Source organism: Actomonas aquatica, assembly GCF_019679435.2.
GTDB lineage: Bacteria > Verrucomicrobiota > Verrucomicrobiia > Opitutales > Opitutaceae > Actomonas > Actomonas aquatica.
The window spans coordinates 2,440,841-2,458,084 of sequence record NZ_CP139781.1 but is presented as its reverse complement, the minus strand read 5'-3'; the positions used below and the strand labels follow the sequence as shown (position 1 = coordinate 2,458,084).

The 17,244-nt window shown below is 59.7% G+C and carries 14 protein-coding genes; all 14 read left to right on the top strand.

Annotated features, from left to right (window positions below):
• Nucleotides 1-27: 27 nt before the first annotated feature.
• Entirely contained in the window at nucleotides 28-3,873 is a 3,846-nt protein-coding gene (rpoB, locus tag K1X11_RS09685; RefSeq protein ID WP_324726154.1) for a DNA-directed RNA polymerase subunit beta, read from the top strand.
• A 24-nt stretch (nucleotides 3,874-3,897) separates the two neighbouring features.
• On the top strand, nucleotides 3,898-8,040 hold the full coding sequence (rpoC, locus tag K1X11_RS09680) for a DNA-directed RNA polymerase subunit beta' (RefSeq protein WP_221029639.1): 4,143 nt from the start codon (nucleotides 3,898-3,900) through the stop codon (nucleotides 8,038-8,040).
• 334 nt (nucleotides 8,041-8,374) lie between these two features.
• Nucleotides 8,375-9,463 (top strand): alpha/beta fold hydrolase, encoded by a 1,089-nt coding sequence (locus K1X11_RS09675; RefSeq protein ID WP_221029640.1) that lies wholly within the window; start codon nucleotides 8,375-8,377, stop codon nucleotides 9,461-9,463.
• Between the two features lie 323 nt (nucleotides 9,464-9,786).
• Entirely contained in the window at nucleotides 9,787-10,167 is a 381-nt protein-coding gene (rpsL, locus tag K1X11_RS09670) for a 30S ribosomal protein S12 (protein WP_221030064.1), read from the top strand.
• Between the two features lie 18 nt (nucleotides 10,168-10,185).
• Complete coding sequence (gene rpsG, locus K1X11_RS09665) at nucleotides 10,186-10,659, top strand: 30S ribosomal protein S7 (RefSeq protein ID WP_221029641.1); 474 nt, start codon at nucleotides 10,186-10,188, stop codon at nucleotides 10,657-10,659.
• A gap of 9 nt (nucleotides 10,660-10,668) precedes the next feature.
• Complete coding sequence (fusA, locus tag K1X11_RS09660) at nucleotides 10,669-12,858, top strand: elongation factor G (RefSeq protein ID WP_221029642.1); 2,190 nt, start codon at nucleotides 10,669-10,671, stop codon at nucleotides 12,856-12,858.
• 20 nt (nucleotides 12,859-12,878) lie between these two features.
• Nucleotides 12,879-13,187: a 30S ribosomal protein S10 gene (gene rpsJ, locus K1X11_RS09655; protein WP_096055068.1), complete on the top strand. Its 309-nt coding sequence runs from the start codon at nucleotides 12,879-12,881 to the stop codon at nucleotides 13,185-13,187.
• Nucleotides 13,188-13,323: 136 nt separating this feature from the next.
• The gene (gene rplC / locus K1X11_RS09650) at nucleotides 13,324-13,974 is read left to right on the top strand and encodes a 50S ribosomal protein L3 (RefSeq protein ID WP_221029643.1); all 651 of its coding nucleotides are present in this window, start codon (nucleotides 13,324-13,326) and stop codon (nucleotides 13,972-13,974) included.
• 18 nt (nucleotides 13,975-13,992) lie between these two features.
• Nucleotides 13,993-14,625: a 50S ribosomal protein L4 gene (gene rplD, locus K1X11_RS09645; protein WP_221029644.1), complete on the top strand. Its 633-nt coding sequence runs from the start codon at nucleotides 13,993-13,995 to the stop codon at nucleotides 14,623-14,625.
• Complete coding sequence (gene rplW / locus K1X11_RS09640) at nucleotides 14,625-14,906, top strand: 50S ribosomal protein L23 (RefSeq protein ID WP_221029645.1); 282 nt, start codon at nucleotides 14,625-14,627, stop codon at nucleotides 14,904-14,906. Before rplD ends, rplW begins: the two co-directional genes overlap by 1 nt.
• Before the next feature lie 31 nt (nucleotides 14,907-14,937).
• Nucleotides 14,938-15,810 carry a 50S ribosomal protein L2 gene (rplB, locus tag K1X11_RS09635; protein WP_221029646.1) on the top strand — a complete coding sequence of 291 codons (873 nt, stop codon included), beginning with the start codon at nucleotides 14,938-14,940 and terminating at the stop codon, nucleotides 15,808-15,810.
• A gap of 21 nt (nucleotides 15,811-15,831) precedes the next feature.
• Nucleotides 15,832-16,107, top strand: coding sequence for a 30S ribosomal protein S19 (gene rpsS, locus K1X11_RS09630; RefSeq protein WP_221029647.1), 276 nt, complete (start codon nucleotides 15,832-15,834; stop codon nucleotides 16,105-16,107).
• 112 nt (nucleotides 16,108-16,219) lie between these two features.
• Nucleotides 16,220-16,561 carry a 50S ribosomal protein L22 gene (rplV, locus tag K1X11_RS09625; protein ID WP_221029648.1) on the top strand — a complete coding sequence of 114 codons (342 nt, stop codon included), beginning with the start codon at nucleotides 16,220-16,222 and terminating at the stop codon, nucleotides 16,559-16,561.
• 10 nt (nucleotides 16,562-16,571) lie between these two features.
• Nucleotides 16,572-17,213, top strand: a complete 642-nt coding sequence (rpsC, locus tag K1X11_RS09620) for a 30S ribosomal protein S3 (protein WP_221029649.1) — start codon at nucleotides 16,572-16,574, stop codon at nucleotides 17,211-17,213.
• Nucleotides 17,214-17,244 lie beyond the last annotated feature (31 nt).

The following is a 17,244-nucleotide window of genomic DNA, read 5'->3' as shown; positions in this document are numbered from 1 at the left end:
ATTCCACTAATACAACCGGGAACACCCATGGCCGTCCGCAAAAATCAAGCCGATCGCATCAACTTCGGTAAGCTCCGCGAAGTGCTTCAGCCGCCGAATCTGATCGAACTCCAGATCAGTTCGTATCTTGAATTCCTGCAAAAGGGCACCCCGGACAAGCAGCGCCTGAACCAAGGCCTGGAAGCGGTGTTCCGCGAGGTTTTCCCGATTGAGTCGTATGACGGTCGTCTGACCCTCGAATACGTTTCCTACACGATCGGCGACGCCAAAAATTCCGAGATCGAGTGCCTCCGTGAAGGTATCACCTATTCGGTGCCGCTCTACGTGAAGCTCCGTCTGCGCGAAGAGGACTTCATCAAAGACGAAGAAATTTACATGGGTGAAATCCCGATGGTGACCGAGCGCGGCTCGTTCATCATCAACGGTGCCGAGCGCGTCGTCGTCTCCCAGCTGCACCGTTCGCCGGGTATCGCCTTCGAGGTGACGCCGCACGCCAACGGCAAGCCGTTGCACTCCTTCCGCATCATTCCCGACCGCGGCACTTGGTTGGAAGTCCAGTTCGATAACAACGACCTCCTCTACGTTTACCTCGACCGTCGCCGTCGTCGGCGCAAGTTTCTCATCACCACGCTGCTGCGGGCGGTGGGATACTCCAGCGACGTGGATATCCTGAACCTGTTCTACGAGATCCAGGAACTCACGGTGAACCAGGCCCTCGAGATGGAAAATGTTTCCAATCTCGTGCTGGTGGAAGATGCCATCGACGCCCAGCAGGGTGTGGTGCTCGCCCGTGCCTTTGAGCCGCTGACCAAGCAGATTGTCCGCACGTTCGAGAAGCACGATATCGCGGCCATCCGTGTCATCGATACTTCGGCCGACGAGGGTGCCATCATTCGCGCTCTCAAGAAGGATCCGACTCGCAACGAGGAGGAAGCCCTCAAGGAAATTTACAAGCGCCTGCGTCCGGGCGAACCGCCGACGACCGCCAACGCCAAAGCCCTGCTCAAGCGTCTCTTCTTTGATCCGAAGCGCTACGACCTCGGTCGCGTGGGTCGTTACAAGGTCAACCAAAAGCTCGGTCTCGAAGTTGATCTCGAGCAACGCACGTTGGAGTCAGGCGACGTTACCGCCGCCACCAAGTATCTCGTGCGTCTCAAGAAGGGTGAGGGCGTCGTCGATGATATCGACCACCTCGGTTCCCGTCGTGTCCGCACCGTGGGTGAGTTGCTCGCCAACCAGTGCCGCGTGGGTCTGGCCCGCACCGAACGTCTGGTGCGCGAGCGCATGACCATGTATGATCAGAGCGTCGATTCGATCACGCCGCAGAAGCTGATCAACCCGAAGGCGCTCACCACGGTTATTCGTGACTTCTTTGCCCGTTCGCAGCTGTCCCAGTTCATGGACCAGATCAACCCGCTCGCCGAGGTCACGCACAAGCGTCGTCTCTCCGCGCTAGGCCCGGGTGGTCTTAACCGTGAACGTGCCGGCTTTGAAGTGCGCGACGTGCATCCTTCGCACTACGGTCGTATCTGCCCGATTGAGACCCCGGAAGGTCCGAACATCGGTCTCATCAATTCCCTGTCCACCTACGCTCGCGTCAACGAGTTCGGCTTTATCGAAACGCCGTATCGTTTGGTGAAAGATGGCAGTGTCACCGATCAAATCGACTACCTCACTGCCGACCAGGAAGAGGGAAAGATCATTGCCCAGGCCAACGCTGAGATCGACGACAAGAATCACTTCATCGGCAAGGTCACCGTTCGTCAGGACGGGGAGTTCCTCGAACTCGACCCGGAAGAGGTCCACTACATGGACGTTTCGCCGAAGCAGGTCATTTCGATCGCGGCCGGGATGATTCCGTTCCTCGAGCATGACGATGCTAACCGTGCGCTCATGGGCGCCAACATGCAGCGCCAAGGTGTGCCGCTCCTCCAGGCCGAGTCCCCATATGTGGGCACCGGTATCGAAGAGCGCGTCGCCCGCGACTCCAAGATCGTTGCAGTGGCCGAAGAGGAGGGCGTCATCGCCTCCGTCGACGCCAAGCGCGTAGTGGTCAGCCGCGACGGCGAACTCCCGCGCAACTTCGATAAGAACCCGAAGAGCGATTCGAAGAATGGCGTACACGTTTACGAGCTGCGCAAGTTCATGCGTTCCAACGCCGGCACCTGCTTCAACCAGAAGCCGGTCGTCGACAAGGGTCAGAAGGTGAAGGTCGGTGACATTATCGCCGACGGCCCCTCCACCCAAAAGGGCGAGATGGCTCTCGGTCGCAACGTGCTCGTCGCGTTCATGCCGTGGAATGGTTACAACTTCGAGGACGCCATCCTCATTTCCGAGAAGGTGCTCAAGGAAGACATCTTCACCTCCATCCACATTCAGGAATTCGAGGTCACCGCGCGTGACACCAAGCTCGGTCCGGAAGAAATCACCCGTGACATCCCGAACGTAGGTGAGGAAGCCCTCAAGAACCTCGATCACAATGGCGTCATTCGCGTCGGTGCCGAGGTGAAGCCGGGCGATATCCTCGTCGGTAAGATCACGCCGAAGTCCGAAACCGAACTCGCGCCGGAAGAGAAACTCCTCCGCGCCATCTTCGGTGAAAAGGCCGCCGACGTGAAGGACACCTCACTCGTCGTTCCCTCCGGCGCCACCGGTATCGTGATGGATGTCAAGGTCTCCAGTCGCGTCGACTTCGAGAAGGAGAAGCTCTCGCCCTCCGATCGTCGCCGCCAGATCAAGCAGATCCAGGAGTCCTACAAGACCGAGATGGACAAGCTCCGCGAGGCGCTGACCGAGTCCCTCTCCAACATCCTCCTCGGTGAGAAGATCCCGCTCGACGTCATCAACGGCGACACGGGTGAGATCATCATCCCGGCCAACCGCAAGATCACCAAGACCCTCCTGCGCAAGCTCGCCGCGGTCTCCAAGCACGTTGAGATCGATCCGTCTCCGGTTCGCATCAAGATCATGGAGATCATCGGTTCCTTCCAGTCGAAGTTCGATGAGCTCGACGCGGATCGTGAGCGCAAGGTTGAGGGCGTGGAGTCCGGCGAAGATGCCGGCAACGGTGCCATCAAGCAGGTCAAGGTCTACGTCGCCACCAAGCAGAAGCTGAAGGTCGGTGACAAGATGGCCGGTCGTCACGGTAACAAGGGTGTGGTCGCCAAGATCGTGCCCGAGGAAGACATGCCTTACCTCCCGGACGGCACCCCGATTCAGATCTGCCTCAACCCGCTGGGCGTGCCGTCGCGCATGAACGTGGGGCAGGTTTTGGAGACCCACCTCGGTTGGGCCTGCTCCAAGCTCGGCATCAAGGTCGCCACCCCGGTCTTCGACGGTATTCCCGAGAAGCAGGTGCGTAACTACCTCAAAGATGCCGGTTTGCCGAACTCCGGCAAGTCGACCCTCTACGACGGTCGCACCGGTGAGAAGATCGATCAGCAGGTCGTGGTCGGCTACATCTACATGATGAAGCTGAATCACTTGGTCTCGCACAAGATTCACGCTCGTGCGGTCGGTCCTTACTCCCTCGTCACGCAGCAGCCCTTGGGCGGCAAGGCCCAATACGGTGGCCAGCGCTTCGGCGAAATGGAGGTGTGGGCGCTGGAAGCCTATGGCGCCGCGCACACGCTGCAGGAACTCCTCACCGTCAAATCTGACGACGTGCAGGGCCGCACCAAGATCTACGAGTCGCTCGTCAAGGGCGACAACACGCTGCAGGCCGGCACGCCGGAATCCTTCAACGTTTTGATCAAGGAAATCCAGTCCCTCGGTCTGGACATCAAACTCAACAAGAAGGATGCGCTCGGCAATCTCACGCCGGTGCAACCGCCCTCCGCCGCGTCGATTCAAACTCGCGCCAGCAACTTCTAATAACCTGTCAGGGAACACGAACACATGAGCATTCAACCCAACGAAGTCGCCGCCGGAGCCCGCGAGGAAGCTCGCTCTGCTCTGGGCGTGGATGAGAACCCGTTCGATTGCGTTTCCATCACCGTCGCCGCGCCGGAGACCATCCGCAGCTGGTCGAAAGGGGAGGTCAAAAACCCCGAGACGATCAACTACCGCACGTTTAAGCCCGAGCCGGGAGGCCTCTTCTGCCAGAAGATCTTCGGTCCCGTGCGTGACTACGAGTGCGCCTGCGGCAAATACAAGCGCATCAAGTATAAGGACGTCGTCTGCGATCGCTGCGGCGTCGAGGTCACCATTGCCCGCGTCCGTCGCGAGCGCATGGGTCACATCGAGTTGGCCGTGCCGGTCACCCACATCTGGTTCCTCAAGAGCATGCCGAGCCGCCTCGGCCTCTTGCTCGACATGACTGCCCGCTCCCTCGAGCGCGTGATCTACTACGAGAACTACATGGTGGTCGACCCGGGCAAGACTCCCCTCGAGCCCAAGCAGCTCCTCACCGACGTCGAGTTCCGTCAGGCCCTCGACGAATACGGCGACGATTCCTTCGTGGCCAAGATGGGCGCCGAAGCCATTCGCGATTGCCTCCAAGTCATGGACATGGACGCGACCGTCATCGAGCTCCAGGAGCAGATGCGCGCGACCCGTTCCAAGCAGATCAAGAAGAAGCTCTCCAAGCGTCTTAAGGTCATCCAAGGCTTCATTGCCTCCAACTCCCGTCCGGAGTGGATGGTGCTTGAGGTGCTGCCGGTGATCCCGCCGGACCTGCGTCCGCTGGTGCCGCTCGAAGGTGGCCGCTTCGCGACCTCCGACCTCAACGATCTCTACCGCCGCGTGATCAACCGTAACAACCGGTTGAAGAACCTCATGCAGCTCAAGACGCCGGACGTTATTATCCATAACGAAAAGCGCATGCTGCAGGAGTCGGTGGACGCTCTGTTCGACAACGGTCGTCACGGCCGCCCCGTCACTGGTGCCGGCAACCGTTCCCTGAAGTCGCTCTCCGACATGCTCAAGGGCAAGCAGGGCCGCTTCCGCCAGAACTTGCTCGGTAAGCGCGTCGATTACTCCGGCCGCTCGGTCATCGTGATCGGACCGGAGCTCAAGCTCAACCAATGCGGTCTGCCCAAGAAGATGGCGCTCGTGCTCTTCGAGCCGTTCATCATCCGCCGCCTCAAGGAACTCGGCTTCGTGCACACCGTCCGCGGTGCCCGCAAGATGATCGAGAAGAAGTCCCCGGAAGTGTGGGACATCCTCGAGGAAGTGACCAAGGGCCACCCGGTGCTGCTCAACCGTGCGCCGACCCTGCACCGTCTGTCCATTCAGGCCTTCGAGCCCGTCCTCATCGAGGGCGAAGCTATCCGCGTTCACCCGCTCGTCTGCACGGCTTACAACGCCGACTTCGACGGTGACCAGATGGCCGTGCACGTGCCGCTGTCCCTTGAAGCCATCATGGAGTGCAAACTCCTCATGATGGCGACCTCCAACATCTTCTCGCCGTCCTCCGGCAAGCCGATTCTCACGCCGTCGCAAGACATCGTTCTGGGCGCCTACTATCTCACCCTCGAACCGCGCAAGAAGCCGGAAAAGGGTGCCCGTGTGCCGCTCATGGCCGACCTCAATGAAGTGCTTTTCGCCAAGGCCGATGGTGCACTGAACGTGCACGATTGGGTCGATCTACCCAATCCGGATCGCGGGGTTGATGGCACTGTTTACGGCAATTCGGAGAAGAAGATTCTCCGCACCACCGTGGGCCGCGTGATCTTCAACCAGATCTGGCCGAAGGAACTCGGTTTCGTGAACTTCCCGGTGCCGAAGGGCAAACTGGGTGACATCATCCTCAACACCTACAAGGTGACCAATGAGGCCGAGACCGTCGTGTCCCTCGACAAGCTCAAGGAGCTCGGTTTCCAGACCGCCTTCCAAGCCGGCATCTCCATCGGTATCGATGACATGATCATCCCCGAGGCGAAGAAGGACATCGTGAAGGACTCCCGGAAGAAGATCGCCGAAGTCGAGGCTCAGTTCTCGAAGGGTATCATCACCGACGGCGAGCGCTACAACAAGGTCGTCGACATTTGGACCAACGCCACCGACAAGATCGCCAAGGAGGTGTTCGGCATTCTCCAAGGCAACGACGGTCGCGAGGAAGTGAATCCGGTTTACATCATGATGGACTCCGGTGCCCGTGGTAACAAACAGCAGGTTCGCCAGCTGTGCGGCACCCGCGGACTCATGGCCAAGCCGTCCGGCGAAATTATTGAGCGCCCGATTCTGTCTTCCTTCCGCGAAGGTCTGACCGTTCTCGAATACTTCATTTCCACCCACGGTGCCCGTAAGGGTCTCGCGGATACGGCCCTCAAGACCGCTGACGCCGGTTACCTCACCCGTAAGCTCTGCGACGTGGCCATGGATGTGGTCATTGCCGAGCCCGATTGCGGTTCCCGCGACGGCATCTGGAAGAAGGCCATCTACGAGGGTGACGATGAGATTGTCGGCCTCAAGGAACGTATCGTTGGTCGCTGCTCCAGTGACGACGTTTACAACCCGCTCAGCCCCGAGGAAATCCTGGTCAAGTCCGGCGAACTCATCTCCGAGGAAATGGCCGACGTGATCGTGGACAGCGGTGTTGAGCGCGTGAAGGTCATGTCTCCGCTCACCTCGACCAGCCGCCACGGCATCGATGGAAAGTCCTACGGCATCAACCCGGCCACCAACAAGGTCGCCAAGACCGGTGACTCCGTCGGTATCATCGCGGCCCAGTCGATCGGTGAACCCGGCACGCAGCTCACCATGCGCACCTTCCACATCGGTGGTGTGGCGTCCGGTGGCTTCAAGAACCCGGAAATCCGCGTTCGCGTGGGTGGCACCGTGAAGTATCGCGGTCTGCGCCTCGTGCCGACGGCAGACGGTGCTTCCATCGTGCTCAACAAGACAGGCACGATCCAGATCGTTGATGCTGAGGAGCGCGAAGTTGAATCCTACAATATCGTTGTCGGTTCCTATCTCCCGGTGGGGGATGGTGAACAGATCAACAAGGGTGACCTCCTCGCCCAGTGGGATCCTTACAACGTGCCGGTGCTCTCCGAAAAGGGTGGCACGCTCGTCTTCAAAGACATGATCCCCGGCGTCACGGTGAAGCGCGAACTCGACGAGGCTTCAGGCCGCATTGCGACCGTGGTCATCGAGCATAAGGAAGACCTCAATCCGCAGATCGAAGTCCGCGACGAAGCCAACAAGCCGCTCGCCGCTTACACCATTCCGGTGGGCGCCCAGATCTCGGTCAACGAAGGCGACATCATCGCCCCGGGTTCCTTGCTCGCTAAGACCCCGCGTCAGGCGTCCAAGACCAAGGACATTACCGGTGGTCTTCCCCGTGTGGCTGAACTCTTCGAAGCTCGTCGTCCCAAGGACGCGGCCGAGATGGCCCGTGTCGACGGTGTGGTGTCCTTCGAAGGCACGCTCCGCGGCAAGCGCAAGCTCGTCGTTCGCAACGAGGAAACCGAGCAGGAAGAGGAGCATCTCATCGCTCCGGGCAAGCACATCATCGTGCAGCCTGGTGACGTGGTCTACAAGGGCCAGCACCTCACCGAAGGTTCGGCCGACCCGCACGAGATCCTCGAAATTCTCGGTCCCTCCGCGCTGTATGACTTCCTCATCGCGCAGGTCCAGGAGGTCTATCGCCTTCAGGGTGTGACCATCAACGACAAGCACATCGAGATCATCATTCGCCAGATGCTCCGCAAGGTGCGCATCACCGATCCGGGTGACAGCGAATACTTCTGGAGTGAGCAGGTTGACCGCGCGACCTTCCTCGCCGACAACCGTCGGATCGAAGAGGCCGGTGGTAAGCCGGCTGAGGCCGAGCCGATCCTGTTGGGTATCACCAAGGCGTCCTTGGAGACCGAATCGTTCATCTCCGCCGCCTCCTTCCAGGAGACGACCCGCGTGCTGACCGATGCGTCCACCCTCGGCAAGATCGACAACCTGAAAGGCTTCAAGGAGAACGTGATCATGGGTCACCTCATCCCGGCCGGCACGGGTCTGCCTTCTTACAAGAAGCTCAAGATCAGCCTGCCGTTCGGCGCCGAAGAGATCGCCGACGAGCCGGTTTCGACCGAAGCCAGCTAAACTGCTGTCCGATCGTTTCTTTCATAACGTCCGGTCCCGCGTTGGGGCCGGACGTTTTTTTTGGATTTCTCCAAATATACTCTTGTCAACGCCCCGCGGGCTCGTGACTCTCTCAGTCCCTCCCGCCAAAAAGATCGTGTCGAGCCTAGCTCCGCGGTCTTTATTCGCCCGGCCTTCCCGGCCGGGCGATTTTTTTGCCCCGATCCAAGGGCGTGGAGCTCACGGCCTGAGGCGCGGTGCGCCGAGTTCCCGTGGTGCGGGCGGTTGCGAGGTCCAGTCGCTTCAGCAAAACCGATCAAGCACGCGACGGTCGGCGATTGGTAGAATTCGCCACATGCTTATTCGGAATTTTTGGCTATGTCGCAGTCTTGGTCTCGGGCTTGCCGGGCTTTTGGTGCTGGGAGGATTGGTGTGGGGGTGGCAGTGGTTCATTGCGCAGCCGCTTTATATCCCGGGAAGGCTGGCGGAGCGAAATATAGAGTCCTTTGCGAAATCCGACCCCGAGGGCCCCAGGCGCTGGATCACTGGTGATGGGGTTGAGATATTTCACCAGATCATTGGCTCCGGGAAGCCGGTTATTGTCCTCCATGGGGGACCGGGGCATCCCTTTGCCGAGCCGTGGCCGGCACTTGTTTCACTGGGGAATCGTTATCAATTCGCCTTTTACGATCAGCGTGGTTGCGGCCGCTCCTCGCACCCGGTTGAGCGACCCGTTGGAGACAATCCCTTCGAGCAAATCGCCTATCTGGATAAGACCTTGGGTATCGCTACTCAGCTAGCGGATCTGGAACGTGTTCGACGGGAACTGGTGGGGGAGGGAGATGAGCCAGTGGTGCTGATCGGTCATTCCTTTGGTGGATTTCTTGCGGCGATGTATGCGGCTGAGTTTCCCCCTTACGTAGAGGCGCTGGTGCTGGTGGCGCCGGCGGACGTTCTGGTTTTCCCGAGCGAGGAGGGAGATCTATTTGAACGCGTGGCTGCGCGCCTGCCCGCGCAGACGACCGCGGAATTCAAAAGCTATATGGAGAACTATCTCGATTTCCCTGCTCATCTTGGTCGGAGCGAAACCGAGATGCGCCAGTTGAACATCACCTTCGCAAACTACTATCTCGCCAGTCTCGGGCAGCCCCCGTTGCCGCGACATCAGCAGGAGTGGACGGGGGGATGGCTGGCCCAGGCCCTCTACATCGGGCTCGGTCAGCGGCACGACTATACGAAGGCGTTAGGGCGCATATCGGCTCCATGTCTGGTCCTCCACGGGAGCGCGGATATGATTCTGCCACAATCGAGTGCGCGTTATGCGCAGCTTATCCCACGGGCTAAATTTACCGTGATCGAAGGGGCGGGGCATCACGTCTTTGCCGACCGGCCGGAGGCGTTTGCGAACCGGGTCGAGGTATTTCTGGACGATCTAACGAAATGACGGCGGGCATACCGCGGAGGCGGGTCGCTGAAAGTAGGGCAGGGAGGAAAATTGCTCCGGGAGCCGATAAAAACGAATGTCGCGCGCCGTTGAGTGATTTCGGAGCTTGTCTTTCAAGAAAGTCGTGTCTGCTATCTCGCCCCTTTTCCTCTCAAAACGGCGATCGGTCCCTTCTGACTGGTGCGCTTTTTTTGATCACGATCCAGCTGCTCTTCGCGGTCTGGCGCGTGACCTATCTCTTTTTCGCCAAAAAGTTCTTGATCAGCTTTTGGGCGCTCTTCACGTTTCGCCTCTTTTCTCAACTTCACACCCTCGTTTCAGTCATGCCGACCATCAACCAGCTTGTGCGCAAAGGACGCCGCCAAATCGTGGCGAAGTCCAAGTCGCCTGCCCTCGACGCCAACCCTTTTCGCCGTGGCGTCTGCGTGCAGGTCATGACCCGCACCCCGAAGAAGCCGAACTCCGCTATCCGTAAGGTGGCCAAGGTTCGCCTCACCAATGGCAACGAGGTTATCTCCTACATCCCGGACGAAGGCCACAACCTCCAAGAGCACAGCATCGTGCTCGTCCGTGGTGGTCGTGTGAAGGATCTCCCGGGTGTCCGTTACCACATCGTGCGTGGTGCCCTCGACGCCACTGGCGTGGAGAAGCGTCGTCGCAGCCGCTCCAAGTATGGCGTGAAACGCCCGAAGGATAAGAAATAAAATTTAACTACTAAGACCATGTCACGCCGCCACAGAGCTACCAAGCGCAAGGTCCGTCCGGACGTTCGCTACAACAGCCCCCTCGTCGCTCACCTCGTTAACGTGGTGATGCTTGATGGTAAGAAGAACCTCGCCGAGCGCATCGTCTACGGCGCCTTTGAAAAGGTGTCCGAGAAGCTCGAAAAGGGTGATCCGGTTGATCTGCTCATCGGCGCGCTTGAGAACGCTCGTCCGCGTCTCGAAGTGAAGAGCCGTCGTGTCGGTGGTGCCACCTATCAGGTCCCGGTCGAGATCTCTTACGAGCGCCAAGAGAGCCTCGCTCTTCGCTGGATCGTCAACGCTGCTCACTCCCGTAAGGGCACGACCATGCGTGACGCTCTCGCGAATGAGATCATCGACGCCTACAACAACACCGGTGGCGTCGTGAAGAAGAAGGAAGACACTCACAAGATGGCCCAAGCCAATCGCGCTTTCGCCCACCTCCGCTGGTAAGGAATATCCATGTCCGACGAAAATCCCGTCATTAAGGTCGTCACTGAACGGTCCAAAGCGAACAAGGTTAACGCCAAAGAGCGTCCCTTCCCGCTCGAGTGGACCCGCAATATCGGTATTGCCGCTCACATCGATGCTGGCAAGACCACCACGACCGAGCGCATCCTGTTCTACTCGGGTGCCGTTCATAAGATCGGTGAGGTGCACGAAGGTGACACTGTGACCGACTGGATGGCCCAGGAAAAGGAGCGCGGCATCACCATCACCGCAGCCGCCATTTCCTGCGCTTGGGACGCTTCCTGTGGCCCGTGGTCTGGCATCAAGCAGCGTATCAACATCATTGATACTCCCGGGCACGTGGACTTCACCGCCGAGGTGGAGCGCTCCATGCGTGTGCTCGACGGTGCCGTCGCCGTGTTCTGCGCCGTGGCCGGTGTGCAACCGCAGTCTGAGACCGTGTGGCGCCAAGCCAATAAGTATGGCGTTCCGCGCCTTGCGTTCATCAACAAGATGGACCGCGTCGGGGCTGACTTCTTCACGGCCGTCGCCGAGATGCGCGAAAAGCTGGGCGCCAATGCCCACCCGCTCTGCATTCCGATCGGAGCCGAGGAAAACTTTTCTGGTCTGATCGATCTGGTTCAGAACGTGGCTTACATCTTCGGCACCGAAGAGGACGCACTCGGCCTCAAGCCGATCACCACCGAGATTCCGGAAGACTACCAAGCTCAGGCTGCTGAGTATCGCGAGAAGCTGATTGAAGCGCTGTGCGACTTCGACGACACCCTCGCTGAAAAGTATCTTGAAGGTGAAGAAATCTCCGTTGAGGAGATTATGTTCGCAGTCCGTAAGGCTACCATCTCCCTCGAGTTCACCGGCGTGATGCCTGGTTCAGCCTTCAAGAACAAGGGTGTGCAGCGTCTCCTCGACGCCGTGGTCAACTACCTGCCGTCCCCGATCGACCTTCCTCCCATCAAGGGCCAGGACAGCGATGGTGAGACTGTCACTGCCGAAGTCGACGACGCGGGCAAACTCGCCGGTCTCGTCTTCAAGCTGTGGACCGACCCGTTCGTGGGTAAGCTCGTGTTCTACCGTGTTTACACCGGTCAGCTCAAAAAGGGCACCGCGGTCTACAATCCGCGCACCCGTCGCTCCGAGCGCGTCTCCCGTCTCGTGCTCATGCGCGCCATGGATCGTGACGAGATCGACGTCGCCTACTCTGGTGACATTTGCGCCGTCGTCGGCGTGAAGGACATCATCACCGGTGACACCCTCTGCGACGCCGACTTTGACATCCGCCTCGAGCCGCCGTCCTTCCCGGAACCGGTTATCGCCATGTCGATCGAGCCGAACTCCAAGGCCGACCAGGAGAAGATGGGCACCGCCCTCCAGCGCCTCGTCGCCGAGGATCCGACCCTCTCTGTCAAGACTGACGAAGAGACCGGTCAGACCATTCTCGCCGGCATGGGTGAGCTCCACCTCGACATCATCATCGACCGCATGCGTCGTGAATTCAAAGTCGAGGCGACCACCGGCAAGCCGCAGATCGCTTACCGCGAAACCATTCTCAGCTCCGCCAACGGCGAAGGTAAGTTCGTCCGTCAGTCGGGCGGTAAGGGCCAATACGGTCACGCCGTCATCACCATGGAACCGAACGAGAAGGGTAAGGGTATCGAGGTCATCAACAAGATTGTTGGTGGTGTCATCCCGAAGGAGTTCATCAAGCCCACCACCGACGGCCTCATGGAGGCCTGCAACAACGGTGTCGTCGCCGGTTACCCGGTTGTGGACGTCAAGATGGCCATCATCGATGGTTCCTTCCACCCGGTCGACTCCTCCGAAATCGCGTTCAAGATGGCGGGTATCTTCGCCTTCAAGGAAGCGATGAAGGCGGCCAGCCCGATCGTCCTCGAGCCGATCATGAAGGTCGAAGTGACCACCCCGGAAGAATTCCAAGGTGATCTCATCGGCGACATCAACCGTCGTCGTGGCCGCGTCAACGGCATGCAGAGCAAGGGTGGTGCCGCTATCGTCGATACCGAAGTTCCGCTCGAAATGCTCTTCGGTTACGTCACGGACATTCGCTCCCTCTCCAAGGGCCGCGCCAGCGCGACCATCACGCCCTCCCACTTCGAGCAGGTTCCGCAGCAGGTTCTCGCCAAGATTGTCGAGACTTCCAGCCGCGCTCCGGCCCGCACCTAAACTCCGTTCTTTATACCGCCATGAAAGGCCAACGCATTCGCATCAAGCTCCAGGGCTTCGACTATCGTGTGATCGACCAGTCCGCCCTCGAGATCGTCGAGACCGCCAAGCGCTCCGGCGCCCGGGTTTCCGGTCCCATCCCGCTGCCGACTCGTATCGAGAAGCTCAGCGTCAACCGCTCCCCGCACGTGGACAAAAAATCCATGGAGCAGTTTGAGACCCGCACCCACAAGCGCCTCATCGACATCATCGAACCCACCGCCCAAACGGTCGACGAGCTCAAGAAGCTCAACCTCCCCTCAGGCGTGGACATCACCATCAACGTCTGATCCGCAACCCAAACTGCGCATCACCCAGTAATAACAGTTTCACCAACAGTTTAGCGGCATCTCCGGAGGGCCTAACCTCCGGAATCGCTAATGTAGGTCTAAACCAAACGGAAACCCTCCACCTACCACTTAGCCCATGATCAACACCATTATCGGTAAAAAGATCGGCATGACTCAGGTCTACGATGACAACAATGTCCTCGTGCCGGTCACCGTGGTCGAAGCCGGACCCTGCCCTGTGGTCCAGGTCAAGACTGTCGAATCCGACGGCTACAACGCCGTCCAGCTCGGCTATTCCGCCAAGAAGATTAAAAATTCTTCGAAGGCCGAGCTCAACCACGCCAAGAAAGCGGGCCTCGAGCAAGCCCCCCGCATCCTTGATGAGGTGCGTCTTGCTGACGCTCCTGAAGCCAAGGCCGGTGACACCGTCACCGTGGAAGCCTTCATCTCCGGCCAGCTGGTCGACGTGATCGGCGTCTCCAAGGGCAAAGGTTTCGCTGGCGTTGTGAAGCGCTTCCGCGTCGCCGGTGGCCCCGCCTCGCACGGTTCCATGTTCCACCGCCGCATCGGTTCGGTGGGTCAGCGCCAGACCCCTGGTCGCGTCTTCAAGAATCAGAAGATGCCCGGTCACATGGGTAACAAGCGCCGCACCGTGCAGAACCTGCGCATCGTCCAAGTCGACGCCGAGAAGAACCTGCTTCTCGTCCGCGGCTGCATCCCCGGCGCCAATGGCGACACCGTCGTCGTGCGTTCGGCCATCAAAGGTCAAAAGCAGGCCGCCGCCTGATAAGGAGAGCACGCAACCATGAAACTCACTGTATTTTCTCCCGACGGCACCAACAGCCGTGAAGAAGAGTTCAGCCTTCCCACCTTCGAAGGCGACAAGGGTCTCCAGGCCGTCAAGGAAGCGATCGTCGCGATCAACGCCAACAACCGCCAAGGCACCCGCTCGACCAAAACCCGCGGCGATGTCTCCGGTGGTGGTAAGAAGCCCTGGCGCCAAAAGGGCACCGGCCGCGCTCGCCACGGTTCCACCCGCTCCCCGATCTGGGTTGGCGGTGGCCGCGCTCACGGCCCGAAGCCCCGTGACTACTCCAAGAAGATCAACTCCAAGGTGAAGGCGCTCGCTTTCTCCCGTGCGCTGTTTGATCGCGCGGTCTCCGGCGAAATCGCCGTGATCGAGGAGTTCTCCGTCGCCCCGGCCAAGACCAAGGTCGTCAACGAGATCATCGGTCGTATCGCCCCCGAGGGTAAGGTGCTGCTCGTCGACGCTCCGTTCGCCGACACCACCGTCCTTGCCGCTCGCAACATCGAGCGCGTCTCCTTCCAGGAGGCCGCCAAACTTAACGCCTTCGATCTGGCCGGTTACGCCAAGATCGTCGTCAGCTCCAAAGCTCTCGAAGCGATCCTCGCTCGTGTCAACGGAGGTGAAAACTGATGCAAGCCGACAAGATTCTCAAAACCGTTCGTCTCACCGAGAAGTCCAACGCGCAATCCGCTGAGTTGGGTCAATATACCTTCGAGGTGTTCCCCAACGCTTCCAAAGCCGCAATCGCTGCCGCTGTCGAGTCGACCTTCAAGGTCACCGTCAAGCGCGTCAACGTGCAGAACTACCTCGGCAAGACCACCCGCGGCCGCACCGGCCGTCCGGGTAAGAAATCCGACTTCAAGAAGGCCATCGTTACGCTAAAGGCCGGCGACAAGATCGAGCTCGTTTAAGCGCGATCCCTCAACCTGGAGATATCATCCCATGGCTATTCAATCCCATCGCCCGACCACCGCTTCCCAGCGTTTCACTGCGATCACCTCCTCCAAGGGGCTGACCAAGAAGCGTCCGGAAAAGGCTCTCACCGAACCGAAGCCCAAGACTGGTGGCCGCAACGTTTATGGCCGCATCACCTCGCGTCGTCGTGGTGGTGGCCACAAGCAGCTCTACCGTCGTATCGACTTCAAGCGTCTCGACCGTCTCGACCAACCCTGCGAAGTGATCGCGATCGAATACGATCCGAATCGCTCCGCCCACATCGCCCTCGTGCAATATGAGGACGGTGAGAAGCGTTACATCATCGCTCCGGACGGTCTCGATGTTGGCACCAAGATCGTCGCCGGCACGACCGCAACGATCAACGACTTCAATGTCGGTAACAACTATCCGCTCTCCCTGATGCCTCCCTCCACCCGCGTGCACTGCGTTGAGCTGCTGCCCGGTCGTGGTGCGCAGATGGCTCGTGGTGCCGGCACGGCGGTCGAGCTCGTCTCGATCACGGAAGAAGGCTTCGCGCAGATCAAGCTGCCTTCCGGCGAGATCCGCCTCGTGAATGCCAAGTGCCGCGCCACCATCGGTGAAGTCGGCAACGGTGACCACAACCGCCAGTCGCTCGGCAAAGCCGGTCGCAACCGTTGGCTCGGCCGTCGCCCCCGCGTTCGCGGTATGGTGATGAACCCGGTCGATCACCCCAACGGTGGTGGTAACGGTAAGTCCAAGGGTGGTGGCGGTGGCCAGCACCTCGTGTCCCCCTGGGGTCAGTTGGCCAAGGGCTTCCCGACCCGGAAGCGCTCCAAGGCCTCCAACCGCCTCATCCTCGTCCGCCACAACGGCAAGAAGCCGCGCGGTAAGAAATAAGCAGTCAGCACCTGATTTCCCATGGCCCGTTCCATCAAAAAAGGCTTCTTCGTCGACTACCACCTGATCGAGAAAATCGAGAAGGCCAATACAGCCGGTGGTGCCAAGAAACCCATTCAAACCTGGTCCCGTCGCTCGACCATCACGCCGGAATTCGTCGGCTTCACCTTCAACGTGCACAACGGCAAGCAGTTCACCGCCGTCTACGTCACCGAGAACATGGTGGGTCACAAGCTGGGTGAGTTCGCCCCGACCCGTGCGTTCCGCACCCACGGTGGCATGACCCGCAAGGACTAAACCCGTCGTCGTTTAACCCCCGTTTAATCAATCAACCACAAAAGGGCAGGGTGGTCCGGTTCGCCGGACCCGCTGCTGTCGCCCCATCGTTCGGGGAATCCTCACTAAAATCATGGAAGTTCAAGCCCTCACCCGCTACGCGCGCATGTCGCCGATGAAGATGCGCGAGGTGGCCCGCACCATCCAAGGCCGCAAGGCTCCGGAAGCGCTCGGTCTCCTCTCGATCATCCCGCGCAAATCCGCCCGCCTCATCGCCAAGACGCTCAAGAGCGCAATCGCCAACGCCGAGAACAATAACAACGTCTCGGCCGACGAGCTCATCGTGCACCGTGCTCTCATTGAGCAAGGTCCCGTTCTTAAGCGCTTCAAGGCCGGTGCCCGAGGCACCGCCAAGCCCCGTCGCAAGGGCATGTCCCACATCCGCATCGTCCTCTCGGACGGCACCAACTCCTAAAGCTACTTCCATGGGCCAAAAAACCAATCCCGTCGGTTTCCGTCTCGCCGTCCGCCGCAACTGGCAGTCGCGCTGGTATGCGAACAAGAAAGACTTCCCCACGCTCCTGCGTGAGGATCAGCTCATCCGTGAGAAACTCATGGAGAAGCTCAAGCAGGCTTCCGTGCCGCGCATCTTCATCGAGCGCGCCTCCAACCGCGTCCGCGTCAAGATTTACACCGCCCGTCCGGGCATCGTGATCGGTCGCAAGGGCCAGGAGATCGAGAAGATCAAAGACGAGCTCTCCAAGCTCACCGGCAAAGAGATCCTGCTCGACATCCAAGAGGTCAAGAAGCCCGAGATCGAAGCGCAGCTCGTCGCTGAGAATGTTGCTCTCCAGCTCGAGCGCCGTATCGCCTTCCGTCGCGCCATGAAGCGCACCGTCGAGATCGCCATGGCTCTCGGCGCCGAAGGTATTCGTATCCAGTGCTCGGGCCGTCTCGGCGGTTCCGATATCGCTCGCCGCGAGTGGCAGCGCAAGGGCCGCGTCCCGTTGCACACGCTGCGCGAAAACATCGACTACGGTTTCGCCGAGGCGAACACCGTTTACGGCAAGATCGGCGTCAAGTGCTGGATCTGTAAGCCGGAAGCCGACAGCAACCAGCCTGCCTAAGGCGCGGTCGCGAACCTTCAATAATAGGAGA

What these genes read in the sequence shown, in the direction of transcription:
- rpoB (WP_324726154.1), top strand. Translation starts at nt 28, where the DNA reads ATGGCCGTCCGCAAAAATCAAGCCGATCGCATCAACTTCGGTAAGCTC.
- rpoC (WP_221029639.1), top strand. Translation starts at nt 3,898, where the DNA reads ATGAGCATTCAACCCAACGAAGTCGCCGCCGGAGCCCGCGAGGAAGCT.
- K1X11_RS09675 (WP_221029640.1), top strand. Translation starts at nt 8,375, where the DNA reads ATGCTTATTCGGAATTTTTGGCTATGTCGCAGTCTTGGTCTCGGGCTT.
- rpsL (WP_221030064.1), top strand. Translation starts at nt 9,787, where the DNA reads ATGCCGACCATCAACCAGCTTGTGCGCAAAGGACGCCGCCAAATCGTG.
- rpsG (WP_221029641.1), top strand. Translation starts at nt 10,186, where the DNA reads ATGTCACGCCGCCACAGAGCTACCAAGCGCAAGGTCCGTCCGGACGTT.
- fusA (WP_221029642.1), top strand. Translation starts at nt 10,669, where the DNA reads ATGTCCGACGAAAATCCCGTCATTAAGGTCGTCACTGAACGGTCCAAA.
- rpsJ (WP_096055068.1), top strand. Translation starts at nt 12,879, where the DNA reads ATGAAAGGCCAACGCATTCGCATCAAGCTCCAGGGCTTCGACTATCGT.
- rplC (WP_221029643.1), top strand. Translation starts at nt 13,324, where the DNA reads ATGATCAACACCATTATCGGTAAAAAGATCGGCATGACTCAGGTCTAC.
- rplD (WP_221029644.1), top strand. Translation starts at nt 13,993, where the DNA reads ATGAAACTCACTGTATTTTCTCCCGACGGCACCAACAGCCGTGAAGAA.
- rplW (WP_221029645.1), top strand. Translation starts at nt 14,625, where the DNA reads ATGCAAGCCGACAAGATTCTCAAAACCGTTCGTCTCACCGAGAAGTCC.
- rplB (WP_221029646.1), top strand. Translation starts at nt 14,938, where the DNA reads ATGGCTATTCAATCCCATCGCCCGACCACCGCTTCCCAGCGTTTCACT.
- rpsS (WP_221029647.1), top strand. Translation starts at nt 15,832, where the DNA reads ATGGCCCGTTCCATCAAAAAAGGCTTCTTCGTCGACTACCACCTGATC.
- rplV (WP_221029648.1), top strand. Translation starts at nt 16,220, where the DNA reads ATGGAAGTTCAAGCCCTCACCCGCTACGCGCGCATGTCGCCGATGAAG.
- rpsC (WP_221029649.1), top strand. Translation starts at nt 16,572, where the DNA reads ATGGGCCAAAAAACCAATCCCGTCGGTTTCCGTCTCGCCGTCCGCCGC.